The 15,559-nt window shown below is 60.2% G+C and carries 14 protein-coding genes and 1 pseudogene; 13 read left to right on the top strand and 2 right to left on the bottom strand.

The window, feature by feature from the left end; genetic code table 11:
• Positions 1 to 53 precede the first annotated feature (53 nt).
• Positions 54 to 326 carry a 30S ribosomal protein S20 gene (gene rpsT / locus AC0Z4S_RS18210; RefSeq protein ID WP_003228351.1) on the bottom strand — a complete coding sequence of 91 codons (273 nt, stop codon included), beginning with the start codon at positions 324 to 326 and terminating at the stop codon, positions 54 to 56.
• Between the two features lie 252 nt (positions 327 to 578).
• Between rpsT and murJ the strand changes: the two genes are divergently transcribed.
• The 6 genes from murJ to ispH all read left to right on the top strand — a co-directional run bounded on the left by murJ (position 579) and on the right by ispH (position 8,078).
• The gene (gene murJ, locus AC0Z4S_RS18205; RefSeq protein WP_485624040.1) at positions 579 to 2,117 is read left to right on the top strand and encodes a murein biosynthesis integral membrane protein MurJ; all 1,539 of its coding nucleotides are present in this window, start codon (positions 579 to 581) and stop codon (positions 2,115 to 2,117) included.
• Positions 2,118 to 2,246: 129 nt separating this feature from the next.
• Positions 2,247 to 3,185 (top strand): bifunctional riboflavin kinase/FAD synthetase, encoded by a 939-nt coding sequence (ribF, locus tag AC0Z4S_RS18200; protein ID WP_485624039.1) that lies wholly within the window; start codon positions 2,247 to 2,249, stop codon positions 3,183 to 3,185.
• A gap of 13 nt (positions 3,186 to 3,198) precedes the next feature.
• A complete protein-coding gene (gene ileS / locus AC0Z4S_RS18195) occupies positions 3,199 to 6,030 on the top strand; it encodes an isoleucine--tRNA ligase (protein ID WP_485624037.1) in 2,832 nt (943 codons plus the stop codon).
• On the top strand, positions 6,023 to 6,535 hold the full coding sequence (gene lspA, locus AC0Z4S_RS18190) for a signal peptidase II (RefSeq protein WP_350571393.1): 513 nt from the start codon (positions 6,023 to 6,025) through the stop codon (positions 6,533 to 6,535). Before ileS ends, lspA begins: the two co-directional genes overlap by 8 nt.
• The gene (gene fkpB, locus AC0Z4S_RS18185; protein WP_064364108.1) at positions 6,528 to 6,980 is read left to right on the top strand and encodes an FKBP-type peptidyl-prolyl cis-trans isomerase; all 453 of its coding nucleotides are present in this window, start codon (positions 6,528 to 6,530) and stop codon (positions 6,978 to 6,980) included. The genes lspA and fkpB overlap by 8 nt, the downstream gene beginning before the upstream one ends.
• Before the next feature lie 153 nt (positions 6,981 to 7,133).
• Entirely contained in the window at positions 7,134 to 8,078 is a 945-nt protein-coding gene (gene ispH, locus AC0Z4S_RS18180; RefSeq protein WP_137215615.1) for a 4-hydroxy-3-methylbut-2-enyl diphosphate reductase, read from the top strand.
• On the opposite strand, the pseudogene AC0Z4S_RS18175 reads toward ispH, so the two are convergent.
• Positions 8,053 to 8,604: pseudogene (locus AC0Z4S_RS18175) on the bottom strand (GspH/FimT family pseudopilin); the annotation flags it as partial. The gene ispH and the pseudogene AC0Z4S_RS18175 overlap by 26 nt on opposite strands.
• 130 nt (positions 8,605 to 8,734) lie before the next feature.
• On the opposite strand from AC0Z4S_RS18175, the gene AC0Z4S_RS18170 reads away from it, so the two are divergent.
• From AC0Z4S_RS18170 to thiO, 7 genes are read left to right on the top strand one after another with little or no spacing between them, the layout of a single operon-like run.
• The gene (locus AC0Z4S_RS18170; RefSeq protein WP_064364110.1) at positions 8,735 to 9,208 is read left to right on the top strand and encodes a GspH/FimT family pseudopilin; all 474 of its coding nucleotides are present in this window, start codon (positions 8,735 to 8,737) and stop codon (positions 9,206 to 9,208) included.
• A complete protein-coding gene (gene pilV, locus AC0Z4S_RS18165) occupies positions 9,205 to 9,654 on the top strand; it encodes a type IV pilus modification protein PilV (RefSeq protein ID WP_253496006.1) in 450 nt (149 codons plus the stop codon). Before AC0Z4S_RS18170 ends, pilV begins: the two co-directional genes overlap by 4 nt.
• Positions 9,651 to 10,364, top strand: a complete 714-nt coding sequence (locus AC0Z4S_RS18160; RefSeq protein WP_485624035.1) for a PilW family protein — start codon at positions 9,651 to 9,653, stop codon at positions 10,362 to 10,364. The genes pilV and AC0Z4S_RS18160 overlap by 4 nt, the downstream gene beginning before the upstream one ends.
• A 10-nt stretch (positions 10,365 to 10,374) precedes the next feature.
• Positions 10,375 to 10,851, top strand: coding sequence for a pilus assembly PilX family protein (locus tag AC0Z4S_RS18155; protein ID WP_485624034.1), 477 nt, complete (start codon positions 10,375 to 10,377; stop codon positions 10,849 to 10,851).
• Positions 10,838 to 13,927: a pilus assembly protein gene (locus AC0Z4S_RS18150; protein WP_485624033.1), complete on the top strand. Its 3,090-nt coding sequence runs from the start codon at positions 10,838 to 10,840 to the stop codon at positions 13,925 to 13,927. The genes AC0Z4S_RS18155 and AC0Z4S_RS18150 overlap by 14 nt, the downstream gene beginning before the upstream one ends.
• 15 nt (positions 13,928 to 13,942) lie before the next feature.
• Complete coding sequence (locus tag AC0Z4S_RS18145; protein WP_485624031.1) at positions 13,943 to 14,344, top strand: type IV pilin protein; 402 nt, start codon at positions 13,943 to 13,945, stop codon at positions 14,342 to 14,344.
• Between the two features lie 57 nt (positions 14,345 to 14,401).
• Positions 14,402 to 15,502 (top strand): glycine oxidase ThiO, encoded by a 1,101-nt coding sequence (thiO, locus tag AC0Z4S_RS18140; RefSeq protein WP_485624030.1) that lies wholly within the window; start codon positions 14,402 to 14,404, stop codon positions 15,500 to 15,502.
• Positions 15,503 to 15,559 lie beyond the last annotated feature (57 nt).

Raw genomic sequence — 15,559 nt, 5'->3', positions numbered from 1 at the left:
TCACAGGCAATAAAAAACCGACCCTGAGGTCGGTTTTTTAATGACTACGTCGATTAAGCGGCTTCTTTCAGCGCTTTGACGTGGCCATTCAGACGGCTCTTATGACGAGCAGCCTTGTTCTTGTGGATGATACCTTTATCGGCCATACGGTCGATAACTGGCACAGCCAGAACGTATGCAGCTTGAGCTTTTTCAGCGTCTTTTGCGTCGATGGCCTTAACTACATTCTTGATGTAGGTACGAACCATGGAACGCAGGCTGGCGTTGTGGCTGCGACGCTTCTCAGCCTGTTTTGCACGTTTTTTGGCGGAAGGTGAGTTGGCCACCGTCGAGCTCCTCGAAAGACTTTTTAGGAAATAGCAAACAAAATAGGCCGCGAATCATGCCGATGAAGACTTGTCTTGTCAAGGGCACTTGAATCGTTCCGCTAAGTGGTAGGTATAAAGAGGCGGGATATTTATTTCCGGCGCTTGACCTGTAAACTCGCGAGCTTTGGCTCTGTGCTGTTGCGGCGCGGAGTATCGCACAAGTGGGCGCATTGTTCGCCTGCTGTTTATCGACAGGCACAAACTCTCTCAATGAATCTGCTCAAATCGTTGGCCGCCGTCAGCTCTATCACGATGCTTTCCCGGATTCTGGGGTTTGTTCGTGACACGCTGATCGCGCGGACATTCGGCGCCGGGATGGCCACGGATGCCTTCTTTATTGCTTTCAAGCTGCCCAACCTGCTGCGGCGGATCTTTGCCGAAGGGGCTTTCTCCCAGGCATTTGTGCCGATCCTGGCCGAATATAAAAGTCAGCAGGGCGAGGAGGCGACGCGCACCTTTATTGCCTATGTATCGGGCCTGTTGACGCTGGTGTTGGCGGTTGTGACGGCGCTGGGCATGATCGCTGCGCCCTGGGTGATCTGGGCCACGGCCCCCGGTTTTACCGATACCCCGGAAAAATTCCAGCTCACCTCCGATCTGTTGCGGGTGACCTTTCCTTATATATTGCTGATCTCGCTGTCGTCGCTGGCCGGCGCGATCCTCAACACCTGGAACCGTTTCTCGGTGCCGGCCTTCGTGCCGACTTTGCTCAACGTCAGCATGATCGTGTTTTCGCTGTTCCTCACACCGTACTTCGATCCGCCGGTCATGGCCCTCGGCTGGGCGGTGTTGGTCGGCGGTCTGGCACAACTGCTTTATCAGCTGCCGCACCTGAAAAAGATCGGCATGCTGGTGCTGCCGTGCCTGAATCTGCGCGACAGCGGCGTATGGCGGGTGATGAAGCAGATGCTGCCGGCGGTTCTCGGCGTGTCGGTCAGTCAGATCTCGCTGATCATCAACACGATCTTCGCCTCGTTTCTGGTCGCCGGTTCAGTGTCGTGGATGTATTACGCCGACCGCTTGATGGAATTGCCGTCGGGCGTATTGGGCGTGGCGCTCGGCACGATTCTTCTGCCAACGCTGGCCAAGACCTACGCCAGCAAGGATCGCCACGAGTATTCGCGAATTCTCGACTGGGGGCTGCGCCTGTGTTTTGTGCTGGTGCTGCCGTGCGCGCTGGCGCTGGGGATTCTGGCCGAGCCGTTGACCGTTTCGCTGTTCCAGTACGGCCAGTTCAGTGGCTTCGATGCCGAGATGACCCAGCGTGCGCTGATCGCCTATTCTGTCGGTCTGCTCGGGATAATCGTGATCAAAGTGCTCGCGCCGGGCTTTTATGCGCAACAGAACATCCGCACGCCAGTGAAAATCGCAATCTTCACCTTGGTCTGCACCCAGTTGTTCAACCTGGCGCTGATCGGGCCGCTGGCCCATGCCGGTCTGGCGCTGGCGATCAGCGCCGGCGCTTGCCTGAATGCGGGGCTGCTGTTCTATCAACTGCGCAAGCAGAAGATGTATCAACCGCAGCCGGGCTGGGGCAAATTCGGTTTCAAACTGGTTGTTGCGGTGACGGTGATGTCGGCGGTGTTGCTGGCCGGCATGCATTTCATGCCCGCTTGGGATGAGGGCCATATGCTCGAGCGCTTCCTGCGCCTGGGTGCGCTGGTGGTTGCCGGTGTGGTGGCGTATTTCGGTATGTTGCTGCTGCTGGGTTTCCGCCTGCGCGACTTCAATCGCAAGGCCTTGAGCTAAGGTTTCAGCCTTTATCGACAGGCACGGGCCGGCGGTTTTGTCGGCTCGTTCACTTTGCGTTACGGTGTTGCCTGTCGTCGGCCGTCGGGTGTGGTTATAATCGACCACTTTATGAGCAAGAAGCGCGTTATGCAGCTGGTTCGAGGCCTCCACAACTTGCGCCCCCAGCATCGGGGCTGCGTCGCCACTATTGGCAACTTTGACGGTGTTCACCGTGGTCACCAGGCTATCCTGGCCCGGCTGCGTGAGCGTGCGCTCGAGTTGGGCGTACCCAGCTGCGTGGTGATTTTCGAGCCGCAGCCACGGGAATTCTTCGCTCCCGACACGGCGCCAGCGCGCCTGGCGCGGTTGCGCGACAAGCTGCAATTGCTGGCCGCCGAAGGCGTCGACCGGGTCTTGTGCCTGGCTTTCAACCAGCGCCTGAGCAAGCTCAGCGCCAGTGAGTTCGTCGATACCATTCTGGTCGATGGCCTTGGCGTGCAACATCTCGAGGTCGGTGATGATTTCCGCTTCGGCTGCGACCGTCTGGGCGATTTCGATTTCCTGCTGCAGGCCGGGCAGGTTCATGGTTTTAGCGTCGAAGCCGCGCAAACCGTCGAGCTGGACGGCATTCGCGTCAGCAGCACGCAAGTGCGCAACGCCTTGGCTGCGGCCGATTTTGCCTTGGCCGAACGCTTGCTCGGCCGCCCGTACCGCATCGCCGGTCGCGTGCTGCATGGCCAGAAACTCGCCCGGCAACTGGGCACGCCCACTGCCAACATTCAACTCAAGCGTCGTCGCGTGCCGTTCACCGGGGTCTATCTGGTGAGCGTCGACATCGAAGGCAAGACCTGGCCCGGCGTCGCCAATATCGGCGTGCGTCCCACGGTGCAAGGGGATGGAAAAGCCCACCTCGAGGTCCATCTGTTAGATTTTGCCGGCGATCTGTATGACCGGCGTTTGACGGTGGTTTTCCACCAAAAGCTGCGTGAAGAGCAGCGCTTCGCCTCTCTGGAGGCATTGAAAACGGCGATCAATGCGGATGTCGCCACCGCCCGTGCACTAGCCGCACCTAGCGCCCATCGCTAATGAAGAGCCTTAAATGACCGACTATAAAGCCACGCTAAACCTTCCGGACACCGCCTTCCCAATGAAGGCCGGCCTGCCACAGCGCGAACCGCGGATCCTGCAGCGCTGGGACAGTATTGGCCTGTACGGAAAGTTGCGCGAGATTGGCAAGGATCGTCCGAAGTTCGTCCTGCACGACGGCCCTCCGTACGCCAACGGCACGATCCACATCGGTCACGCACTGAACAAGATTCTCAAGGACATGATCATCCGCTCGAAGACCCTGTCGGGTTTCGACGCGCCGTATGTCCCGGGCTGGGATTGCCACGGCCTGCCGATCGAGCACAAGGTTGAAGTGACCCACGGCAAGAACCTCGGCGCGGATAAAACCCGCGAGCTGTGCCGTGCCTACGCCACCGAGCAGATCGAAGGGCAGAAGTCCGAGTTCATCCGCCTGGGTGTGCTGGGCGACTTCGCCAACCCGTACAAGACCATGGATTTCAAGAACGAGGCCGGTGAAATCCGCGCCCTCGCCGAAATCGTCAAGGGTGGTTTCGTCTTCAAAGGCCTGAAGCCCGTGAACTGGTGCTTCGACTGCGGTTCGGCGCTGGCTGAAGCGGAAGTCGAGTACGAGAACAAGAAGTCCTCGACCATCGACGTGGCGTTCCCGATCGCCGACGAAGCCAAACTGGCTGCCGCGTTCGGTCTGGCGTCGCTGAGCAAGCCTGCTGCGATCGTGATCTGGACCACCACCCCGTGGACCATCCCAGCCAACCAGGCGCTGAACGTGCACCCGGAATTCAACTACGCCCTGGTCGATATCGGCGACAAGCTGCTGGTGCTGGCTGAAGAGCTGGTCGAAGCCTGCCTGGCGCGCTACGGCGTGGAAGGTTCGGTGATCGCCACCACCACCGGTAAACAACTGGAGCTGATCAACTTCCGTCATCCGTTCTACGATCGCCTGTCGCCGGTGTACCTGGCTGACTACGTCGAACTGGGCGCTGGGACTGGCGTGGTTCACTCCGCCCCGGCCTACGGCGTGGACGACTTCGTGACCTGCAAGAAATACGGCATGGTCAACGACGACATCCTCAACCCTGTGCAGAGCAACGGCGTGTACGTGCCGTCGCTGGAATTCTTCGGCGGCCAGTTCATCTGGAAGGCCAACCCGGCCATCGTGGAAAAACTGACCGAAGTCGGTGCGCTGATGCACACCACCGTCATCGAACACAGCTACATGCACTGCTGGCGCCACAAGACCCCACTGATCTACCGCGCCACCGCGCAGTGGTTCATCGGCATGGACAAGGAGCCAACCAGCGGCGACACCCTGCGTGTGCGCTCGCTCAAAGCCATCGAAGACACCAAGTTCGTTCCGGCCTGGGGTCAGGCGCGCCTGCACTCGATGATCGCCAACCGTCCGGACTGGTGCATCTCGCGTCAGCGCAACTGGGGCGTGCCAATCCCGTTCTTCCTCAACAAGGAAAGCGGCGAGCTGCATCCACGCACCGTCGAGCTGATGGAAGAAGTCGCCAAACGTGTTGAAGTCGAAGGTATCGAAGCCTGGTTCAAGCTCGACGCCGCCGAACTGCTGGGCGATGAAGCGCCGCAGTACGACAAGATCAGCGACACCCTCGACGTCTGGTTCGACTCCGGCACCACGCACTGGCACGTCCTGCGCGGTTCGCACCCGATGGGTCATGAGAGCGGCCCGCGTGCCGACCTGTATCTGGAAGGCTCCGACCAGCACCGTGGCTGGTTCCACTCGTCCCTGCTGACCGGTTGCGCCATCGACAATCATGCGCCGTACCGCGAACTGCTGACGCATGGCTTCACCGTCGACGAGTCCGGCCGCAAGATGTCCAAATCGCTGGGCAACGTGATCGCGCCGCAGAAGGTCAACGACACCCTGGGCGCCGACATCATGCGTCTGTGGGTCGCTTCGACCGACTACTCCGGCGAAATGGCGGTGTCCGAGCAGATCCTGCAGCGCAGCGCGGATGCCTACCGTCGTATCCGTAACACTGCGCGCTTCCTGCTTTCCAACCTGACCGGTTTCAATCCGGCCACTGACCTGCTGCCTGCTGAAGACATGCTGGCGCTGGATCGCTGGGCGGTGGATCGCACGCTGCTGCTGCAACGCGAGTTGCAAGAGCACTACGGCGAATACCGTTTCTGGAACGTCTACTCGAAGATCCACAACTTCTGCGTGCAGGAGCTGGGTGGTTTCTACCTCGACATCATCAAGGACCGCCAGTACACCACCGGCGCCGACAGCAAGGCCCGTCGCTCGTGCCAGACCGCGCTGTTCCACATCTCCGAAGCGCTGGTGCGCTGGATCGCGCCGATCCTCGCCTTCACTGCCGATGAGCTGTGGCAATACCTGCCGGGCGAGCGTAACGAATCCGTCATGCTCAACACCTGGTACGAAGGCCTGACCGAGCTGCCGGAAGGCTTCGAGCTGGGTCGCGCCTACTGGGATCGCATCATGGAAGTGAAGGTCGCGGTCAACAAGGAAATGGAAATCCAGCGCGCGGCGAAAGCCGTCGGTGGCAACCTGCAGGCCGAAGTGACGCTGTTTGCCGAAGAGGCGCTGAGCGCCGATCTGGCCAAGCTGAGCAACGAGCTGCGCTTTGTCCTGATCACCTCGACTGCCAGCGTTGCGCCATTCGTGCAGGCTCCGGCCGATGCAGTGGTCACCGAAGTCAGCGGTCTGAAACTGAAGATCGTCAAATCGGCGTTCCCGAAGTGCGCACGTTGCTGGCATTGCCGCGAAGACGTTGGCGTGAACCCGGAGCATCCGGAAATCTGCGGTCGTTGCGTCGACAACATCAGCGGCGCTGGCGAGGTTCGTCACTATGCCTGATGCCATTGGCCGTTTCGGACGGCTGAGCTGGCTGTGGTTGAGCCTGCTGGTCCTGGTCATTGACCAGGCCAGCAAGTTCTACTTCGAAAGCAAGCTCGAAATGTTCCAGCAGATCGTGATCATTCCCGATCTGTTCAGCTGGACCCTGGCCTACAACACCGGCGCCGCCTTCAGCTTCCTCGCGGACAGCTCCGGCTGGCAGCGCTGGCTGTTTGCGCTGATCGCCATTGTCGTCAGCGCCGTGCTGGTGGTCTGGCTCAAGCGCCTGGGCCGCAACGACACCTGGCTGGCCGTCGCCCTGGCGCTGGTTCTGGGTGGCGCGCTGGGCAACTTGTATGACCGCGTTGCCTTGGGCCATGTGATCGACTTCATTCTGGTGCACTGGCAGAACCGCTGGTATTTCCCGGCGTTCAACATTGCCGACAGCGCGATCACCGTTGGCGCGATCATGCTGGCGCTGGACATGTTCAAATCGAAGAAAACCGAAGAGGCCGCTCATGACTGAACCGCTATCGACTGAGCAACGCATCGGCCAGAACACCGAAGTCACGCTGCACTTTGCCCTGCGCCTGGAAAACGGTGATACCGTCGACAGTACGTTCGACAAGGCCCCGGCCACCTTCAAGGTCGGCGACGGCAACCTGCTGCCGGGTTTCGAAGCCGCACTGTTCGGCTTCAAGGCCGGCGACAAGCGCACCCTGACCGTCGAGCCGGAAAACGCTTTCGGTCAGCCGAACCCGCAGAACGTGCAGACCATCCCGCGTTCGCAGTTCACCGACATGGAGTTGTCACCGGGCCTGCTGGTGATCTTCAACGATGCGGCCAATACTGAATTGCCGGGTGTGGTGAAGGAGTTCGACGACACGCAAGTGACCGTCGACTTCAACCACCCGCTGGCCGGTAAGACGCTGACCTTTGACGTGGAAATCATTTCCGTCAAAGCGCTATAACTGACTGTATAAGGTCAAAATGTGGGAGCGAGCCTGCTCGCGAAAGCGGTGTGTCAACCAACAGAAATGTTGCAGGTGATGGCCCCCTTCGCGAGCAAGCTCGCTCCTACAGTGGTTCTCCATTGTTTTCGCGCGCAAGACACGAGGCACAGCATGCAAATCAAACTCGCCAACCCCCGTGGCTTCTGCGCCGGTGTGGACCGGGCGATCGAAATCGTCAACCGCGCCCTGGAAGTCTTCGGGCCGCCGATCTATGTGCGTCACGAAGTGGTGCACAACAAATTCGTCGTTGAAGATCTGCGCAGCCGTGGCGCGATTTTCGTCGAAGAGCTCGATCAGGTGCCCGATGACGTCATCGTCATCTTCAGCGCCCACGGTGTTTCCCAAGCCGTGCGCAACGAAGCCGCCGGTCGTGGCCTGAAAGTCTTCGATGCAACCTGCCCGCTGGTCACCAAGGTGCACATCGAAGTGGCCAAATACAGCCGCGACGGTCGTGAGTGCATCCTGATCGGCCACGCCGGTCACCCGGAAGTCGAAGGCACCATGGGTCAGTACGATGCCAGCAATGGCGGGGCGATCTACCTCGTCGAAGACGAGAAGGACGTGGCCGAGTTGCAGGTGCGCGATCCGGAAAGACTCGCCTTCGTCACCCAGACGACTTTGTCGATGGACGACACCAGCCGCGTCATCGATGCCCTGCGCACGCGGTTCCCGGCGATCGGCGGTCCGCGCAAGGACGACATTTGCTACGCCACACAAAATCGCCAGGACGCCGTCAAGCAACTGGCCGACGAGTGCGACGTGGTACTGGTGGTCGGCAGCCCGAACAGCTCCAACTCCAACCGTCTGCGGGAACTGGCTGAACGCATGGCGACTCCGGCCTACCTGATCGACGGTGCCGAAGATCTGCAACAGAGCTGGTTCGACGGCGTCGAGCGTATCGGCATTACTGCTGGCGCCTCGGCACCGGAAGTGCTGGTCCGTGGCGTGATCCAGCAATTGCAGGCCTGGGGCGCGACCGGTGCCGATGAACTGGCCGGCCGTGAAGAGAACATAACGTTCTCGATGCCGAAAGAGCTGCGCGTGCGTTCGATCTGACGTTTCTGCGTCTGTCGCACAGCGCCTGTTCAGTTTCCCGACTGCTCAGGCGCACGCGACCGGTCGCCGCCAGTACGATCTGGCGCTGGCTGACCGGTTCACGCGGCGAGCAGATGTGTATTGTTCCCGCCTGAAATCGCCGTCCTGGCATCAGCGGTTGCCCCAGATGACTGAACCGCACAAAGCGGCTCACCCACCAATTGCCGACAATCGGCACCTTCACCTCACTGGCGCGTTCAACCAATAGCGGATTGCTGCTGTCCTCCGAACCCTTGCCGCTAAGATCCAGAATGATTCGCCAGCCACGACTCCAGTCGCCGTCGATGCCATGGATCACCACGCTCTGGTTGTGTGTCATAGCCAGGGTGCGAGCGTGGCGAATACCTTCGAGCAGCGACTGCGCTGCATGATCGCGTTGAGTCGCTTGCTTGAGCGCAGCGAACGCCGGGCTGACCAGCAGCAGAACAATTGCGCCAATCGCCAGTCCCATAAGCAGTTCAATGAGGCTGAAACCGTGTTGCGGCATAAAAAATCCCTCCGTGGAATGGTATGAGCAGCGCAATCCGTGCGCCGCGCAGGGCAAATCAGTCGGCGCGTGCCGAGCGAATGTTCTAGCGTGTAGAAGCAGGTATAGCCGACGGCAACGGAGGGCATCGATGGATCTTCGTACAAAAGGTTTCACGCTGGTCGAATTGCTGGTCGCCATCGCGGTGTTCCTGGTACTGATCACGCTGGCGGTGCCTGCCTTTACCCGTACGATCCAGAGCAGCAAGGCGGATACCGAAGTCGGCGACTTGCAGCGGGCAATCAATTTCGCTCGCCTCGAGGCGATCAATCGCGGCGTGACCACGCGTTTGCGCCCGACCGCTGGCGGCAGCGTCTGGACCGGTGAACTGGCGGTCTACGACAGTACCGGCAATCCGGCCAATGTGTTGCGGGTTGTTCCAGCGATGAGCAGTGGCGCGACTCTGACGCTACCCTCAGGAGTGACCGCCCTGGATTTCAACAACCTCGGCGGTCTGGCGGCACCGTCGACGGCGGTGGTCATCGGTTACACGCTGGGCACGCAAAGCAGGACGCTGAACGTGTGTTTGAACGGACGCATTCAACTGGGTGGAAATTGCGGATGAGGGCAGGGAGCAAAAACGCACAGGAGGGCATGACGCTGATCGAAGTGCTGGTCGCGTTACTGATTCTGACCGTCGGGCTGTTGGGCGCAGCAGCGGTGCAGCTCAATGCGCTGAAGTACACCGACAGTTCGCGGATGACCAGTCAGGCCAGTTTCATTGCCTACGACATGATGGACAGGATTCGCGCCAACTCCGGTGCCGACTACACCGTCACGCCACCGACCTCGGGCAATCTCAGTGTGGCGCGGGATCAGGATCTCTACGACTTCACCACCAATATCGCCAACTTTGGCGGTCCGACCGCGACGGGCAGCATCACCCTCAACCAACGGGTCTACACCATCACGATTACCTGGAGTGATGCGCGCGCGGCCAATGCTGCCAGTGCCCAGCGCAGCTTCGTGCTGACCAGTCGGGCAGCAGTCGATCCGGTAGCTACACCATGAAGCGTTCCAGCCGCGGTTTCGGCCTGATCGAGTTGCTGATCGCGTTGGCGTTAGGGCTGATCGTCGTGCTGGGTGTGGTGCAGATCTTCATCGCCGCGAAAAACACCTACGTCAGTCAGAACAGCGCTGCGGCGATGCAGGAAGATGCGCGTTTCGTCCTCAGCAAAATGATTCAGGAAATCCGCATGGTCGGCATGTTCGGCTGTCTCGGCACCATCGTCGACTCCAGCGCGGCAGGGGATTTCAACGCCGCGCAGCTCACCCCGATCAACTGGGATAACGCCAGTCTCAAGCTGACCATGGTCACCGCCGATGTCGGCAGCGGCGGCGGGACACCGACCTGGACAGTGATTTCAGACTGTCGCAACAGCGCGGTCGCCTACAGCGGGTTGCGCAGCCCGACCACAGGGCAGATCGCTTTCCCGATCCGGCGTCTGATCTATAGCTTCAGCAATAACCAGATCCTCATGGGCACTGGCAGCGGCAATCCGGCGCAGCAGGTGCTGGTGAACAACGTCAGCGCCTTCAACGTTACCTTCGGTCTGGCCAGCTCCGCGACCGACGTGGCGGCCTCCACTTACAGCAGCAACCCTGGCGATCCGGCGCGCATCCGCAGTGTACGCCTGAGCCTGACCCTCACCGACCCGAACAATCGGGTGCGTAACCAAACCTTCAACGTGGTTGCGGCATTGCGCAACCGCTTGCCATGAGGGGGCGGCGATGAGGATTTCCTTGCAGCAACGTCAGGCACAACGCGGCATGGTCTTGCTGGTCAGTCTGGTGTTTCTGCTGTTGCTTACCTTGATCGGTTTGTCCTCGATGCAGAGCGCCAACCTGCAGGAAAAAATGGCCGGCAGCGTAAGCCTGCGCAATCAATCATTCCAGGCTGCCGAAGCGGCGCTGCGTATTGGCGAAAGCGCGGTGCAACTGGACAGTTACTCGCTGGCAGTGTGTAGCGGCACAACATGTCTACCGCCGGCGGAGTCGTCCGTGGTCAATTCGGCCGGCTTCAATTCGACCTCCGGGGTAACCTGGATCGCCGCCGGTAATGGCTTTTACGGGGTGCAGAACATCGGAACGACTCTGACCGCGGTGAACGTGCCGAGCAACACCTCGGCAACCTTGTATCGCGTCACTGCGGTCGGCATCGCCGGAAATTCGCGTAGCGTGGTGGAGAGTGTCTATGCGAAGTATTGAGCGCGGCGCCTCGCTGCTGGTCGGCATGCTCCTGAGTTTCTATCTGGCGGCGCCGGCCTGGGCTTTCACGCCTTCCGATTCGCCATTGCTGAGTGCGGCTGCCGTGGCGCCAAACGTGATGCTGCTGATCGACGATTCAGGGAGTATGAACAGCATCATTTACGCTGCCGGATTCGACCCGAATGTCAATCGCACTCCCGCCCGACAGTGCAATGCCTTCCTCGGCTTGTGCTCTGCACTCAATGCGCCGCAGATTACTGGCGACACGGTGTTTCTATCGAGCCTGCCAACCTCCGGTTGCTCGGGAGGCGCCTATGCGTTCTACAACAACAGTGTGGCGCCGTTGTGCCTCAAGCTCCCCGACCCGGTAGGCAACGAGAACACCCGTTATTCCGGCGATTACATTTCCTACATAGTCAGCCTGGCCAACAGCAACGGCACCCGCGATTTCACCACTGGGGCGATTCCCAACGATTACCGGATGAACGTCGCGCGCAACGTTTCCACCGCGTTGGTGAGCAGCAACCGCACCTTGCGCATGGGCCTGTCGACGTTCAATCCGGCCACCAGCACCAACCCGGGCAATGGCGGCTTCATTGCCCGCTCGATCACCGATCTGTCGCCGGTCACCGGCAGCGTGACCCAGGCCCAGGCCGACGCTAACTACAATGCGCTGATTTCATCGATCAACGGCTTGAACGCGGTGGCCAATACACCGTTGGCCGAGAGCTATTACGAAGTCACTCGCTATATGCGTGGCCTGGCGCCGTATTACAACGGCACGCCGGCGACCTATACCAGCCCGATTCAATATCGTTGCCAGAAAAACTACGGCGTGGTGATTACCGACGGCTTGCCGACTTACGATCGTACTTTCCCCACCAACGATCCACTGGGTGGCAGCCGCTTGCCGAACTGGGATGGCGTGAATAATGACGGCGACAACCTCAACGGTGACGGTGAAGGCGACACGCTGTATCTGGATGACATTGCCAAGTTTGCCTTCGACATCGACATGCGCTCGACCGGCACCGACGCCGCCGGCAAGAGCTGGAACGCGGTGGATTTTCCCCGGCAGAACATGAACACCTACACCGTCGGTTTTGCTGCGGATAACGACATGTTGTCCGACGCCGCCAGTTATGGGCAGGGCAGGTACTACCAGGCGACCGACAGCTCCGGGCTCAATGCGGCATTGTCGTCGGCACTGAGCGATATCACCTCAAAGGCCGGCTCCGGTGGTGCCGGCGTCGCCAGCAGCAGCACGTTGACCAGTGGCAGCAGTTTTTACCAGACCACCTACGATCCCAAGGATTGGCGCGGCACGATCAGGTCGTTCGGCTTCACCTCGACCGGCACGGTAAATACCTCGGCGGCGCAATGGTCGACCGACACCACGATCGTGCCCGCTGCCACGGCGCCGACTTTTCAGTCATGGAACACCGCGAGCAATGCGCCGATTGCCTTGGCATTTGGCAGCTTTTCCCCAGCCCAGCAGACCACGCTGAATCAGGGCCTGCCCACCGGAATCACCGGCAATGATCTGGTGGAGTGGAGCAAGGGCACCAACAAGGCCGGGCTCAAGGTGCGCAGTGTGCTGCTCGGCGACATCATCAATTCGCCGCTGGTGCTCGCGGCGCCTTCGGACAAGACCGCATCCGATCTGACAGGTGACAGCAGTTACACCAACTACCTGACGACCAAGGCTGCGAACATGAACACCAGTCTGGTGGTGAACGCCAACGACGGTTTCGTCAACGTGATCAATTCGGCGAACGGCACCCGTCGTTATGCGTACATGCCTTCCAGCGTGCTGCCTTCCTTGCGGCTGATCGCGGACACCAACTACGTCAACGGCGTCAGCCACAAGTTTCTGGTGGATGGTCAGGTCGGCGTATTCGATGCACAGTCCGGTACCACCTGGAAAACCCTGGCCATTGGCGGAACGGGGGCCGGCGGCAAAACCTTCTATGGGCTGCAACTGTTCGATGCCTCGGCAGGTAACGTGATCAGGGCACTGTGGGAAGTCAGTGCGCCGGTGACCGCCAACACGGCGAATGCTTTCAATGATCTGGGTTACGCCTACGCCCGTCCGGAAGTGGCACGCTTGGCCAACGGTCGCTGGGCGACCTTCATTGCCAATGGCTACGGCAGCCATTCGGGGGTTGCGGCTTTGTATGTGCTGGATGCGCTGGATGGTTCGCTGATCAGGAAAATCGTGATCGACAGCACGGAAACCAGCAACGGTCTGTCATCGGTGAAGCTCCGGGTCAATTCCTCGAACGTGGTGCAGGCTGTCTACGGTGGAGACCTCAAGGGACGCATGTGGAAATTCGACCTGAGCGCGACGGCGCCGGAAAGCTGGGGTGTGGCGTTCGCGGGCAAGCCATTGTTCACCGCCCCGGGTGGGGCAACGCAGCCGATCACCGCGCAACCGCTGCTGGCGGATAACCCACAGGGCGGCAAGCAGGTGTTCTTTGGCACCGGCAAGTTCAACGAAACCGCCGACAAGACCAACAAGGATCTGCAGGCGTTCTATTCAATCTGGGATGCAGAAGGTGGAGCCGGACAAATCACCGTCAGCAATTTGCAGGCGCAGGCGATAACCGGTTCGTTCTCCGGCAGTTCCGGGCAATTCCTGACCACCAGCCAGAATGAAACGACGTATCCGGGAGAAAAAGGCTGGTATTTGCCGCTGGTATACAACAACGTGCTGACCGGCGAGCGCGTGATCAACCAGGCCAGTCTGGTGTTGGGGCGAGTTGTTTTTACCACTGCCAGCGTCGATACCACTGACCCTTGTTCGAGCTTTGGCACGGGCAGGTTGGTCGAACTGGATGCGTTCAACGGTAAGATGCTCAACTACGCCGTGATCGACACCAACGGCGACCGTTTGGTTGATGGCAATGACACGATATCCAGTGGCGTGGTATTCACCGGTGGCATCCCGACCCTTAACGTCATCTCCAGTGATGCCAAGACCAAGCTCGTGAGCGACACCAGTGGCGTCATCACCACCGTTGTGGAAAAGGGTGGCGGCGGCAGCCGTCGTATCATGTGGCGACAAATCCAGTAAGCGAGAATTTGAGGCATGCGCAAAACCAGCCGAGGTTTTACCCTGATCGAAATCATGATCGTCATCGCGATTATCGGGATCATCCTCACCATCAGCATTCCCAGCTACAACGAATACGTGAAGAAGGGCCGTCGCGCCGAAGTGGTCTCGCTGCTATCGGAGCAGGCGCAGACCCTCGAACGCTTCTACACCCGCAACAATGTCTACACCGGCGTCACCGGGCTGAGCACGGGCAATGATTTCTACACCATCACCCCAACGCTGACCGACCAGACCTTCGTGCTCACCGCGACGCGTAAAACCGGTTCGGCTATGGCCACCGACAAGTGCGGGGATTTCACCCTGACCAACACCGGCGTGCGAAGCATGAACAACGCGACCACCGGAGTGACCACCAAGGATTGCTGGGGCCGCTGACGCACTCTCTTCCGGGCGCCTTTTGCGCCCACTGTCTTTTTTACGGTTGGATCAAACATGACCAGGCAACAGCAAGTGGTGATTGTCGGTGGCGGGGTAATTGGCCTGCTCACTGCCTACAATCTCGCCTCCGAAGTGCGCAGCGTAGTGCTGCTGGACCGCTCGAATGTCGGCCAGGAGTCGTCCTGGGCCGGCGGCGGCATTGTTTCGCCGCTGTATCCGTGGCGCTACAGCCCGGCGGTTACTGCGCTGGCGCATTGGTCGCAGGATTTTTATCCACAGCTCGGCGAGCGCTTGTTTGCCGGCACCGGGGTCGATCCTGAAGTCCACACTACCGGCCTGTACTGGTTGGATCTGGACGATGAAGCCGCAGCGCTGGCCTGGGCCGAGCGGGAACACCGGCCACTGCGGGCTGTGGATATCTCGGCGGCGCATGACGCGGTGCCGGTGCTAGGCAGTGGTTTCAGCCGGGCGATCTATATGGCCGATGTCGCCAACGTGCGCAATCCACGACTGGTCAAATCGCTGAAGGCCGCGTTGCTGGCGCTGCCGAACGTGATGATTCATGAGCAATGCGAAGTCAGTGGCTTCGTCCGCGAGGGGGAGCGCGTGGTCGGCGTGCAGACCTCCACTGGCGTGATCAGCGGCGAGCAGATTGTGCTGACGGCGGGGGCGTGGAGCGGAGATCTACTCAAGACGCTGAACCTGACGCTGCCGGTCGAGCCGGTCAAAGGCCAGATGATTCTCTACAAGTGCGCGGCTGATTTTCTGCCGAGCATGGTGCTGGCCAAGGGGCGTTATGCGATCCCGCGTCGCGACGGCCATATTTTGATCGGCAGTACGCTGGAGCACGAAGGCTACGACAAGACCCCCACCGACATAGCGCTGGAAAGCCTCAAGGCCTCGGCCATCGAGTTGTTGCCGGCGCTGGCGGATGCCGAGGTGGTGGGGCACTGGGCCGGGCTGCGACCGGGGTCGCCGGAAGGCGTTCCGTTTATTGGCCGGGTGCCGGGGTTCGAGGGTTTGTGGCTGAACTGCGGGCATTACCGCAACGGGCTGGTGCTGGCGCCGGCGTCGTGTCAGTTGTTTGCCGATGTGATGCTGGGACGGGCGCCGATCATTGATCCGGCGCCGTATGCGCCTGAGGGCCGCCTCTAGAGCAAGGTCAAAAGATCGCAGCCTTCGGCAGCTCCTACAATGGAATGCGTTCCCTGT

This window comes from Pseudomonas sp. 1L-B-1-E-C1, from assembly GCF_057291835.1.
The sequence above is the reverse complement of the archived record's forward strand: the minus strand, read 5'-3'. Positions and strand labels throughout refer to the sequence as shown.

Coding starts and splice junctions, on each gene's coding strand:
- murJ (WP_485624040.1), top strand. CDS start 579: ATGAATCTGCTCAAATCGTTGGCCGCCGTCAGCTCTATCACGATGCTT.
- ribF (WP_485624039.1), top strand. CDS start 2,247: ATGCAGCTGGTTCGAGGCCTCCACAACTTGCGCCCCCAGCATCGGGGC.
- ileS (WP_485624037.1), top strand. CDS start 3,199: ATGACCGACTATAAAGCCACGCTAAACCTTCCGGACACCGCCTTCCCA.
- lspA (WP_350571393.1), top strand. CDS start 6,023: ATGCCTGATGCCATTGGCCGTTTCGGACGGCTGAGCTGGCTGTGGTTG.
- fkpB (WP_064364108.1), top strand. CDS start 6,528: ATGACTGAACCGCTATCGACTGAGCAACGCATCGGCCAGAACACCGAA.
- ispH (WP_137215615.1), top strand. CDS start 7,134: ATGCAAATCAAACTCGCCAACCCCCGTGGCTTCTGCGCCGGTGTGGAC.
- AC0Z4S_RS18170 (WP_064364110.1), top strand. CDS start 8,735: ATGGATCTTCGTACAAAAGGTTTCACGCTGGTCGAATTGCTGGTCGCC.
- pilV (WP_253496006.1), top strand. CDS start 9,205: ATGAGGGCAGGGAGCAAAAACGCACAGGAGGGCATGACGCTGATCGAA.
- AC0Z4S_RS18160 (WP_485624035.1), top strand. CDS start 9,651: ATGAAGCGTTCCAGCCGCGGTTTCGGCCTGATCGAGTTGCTGATCGCG.
- AC0Z4S_RS18155 (WP_485624034.1), top strand. CDS start 10,375: ATGAGGATTTCCTTGCAGCAACGTCAGGCACAACGCGGCATGGTCTTG.
- AC0Z4S_RS18150 (WP_485624033.1), top strand. CDS start 10,838: ATGCGAAGTATTGAGCGCGGCGCCTCGCTGCTGGTCGGCATGCTCCTG.
- AC0Z4S_RS18145 (WP_485624031.1), top strand. CDS start 13,943: ATGCGCAAAACCAGCCGAGGTTTTACCCTGATCGAAATCATGATCGTC.
- thiO (WP_485624030.1), top strand. CDS start 14,402: ATGACCAGGCAACAGCAAGTGGTGATTGTCGGTGGCGGGGTAATTGGC.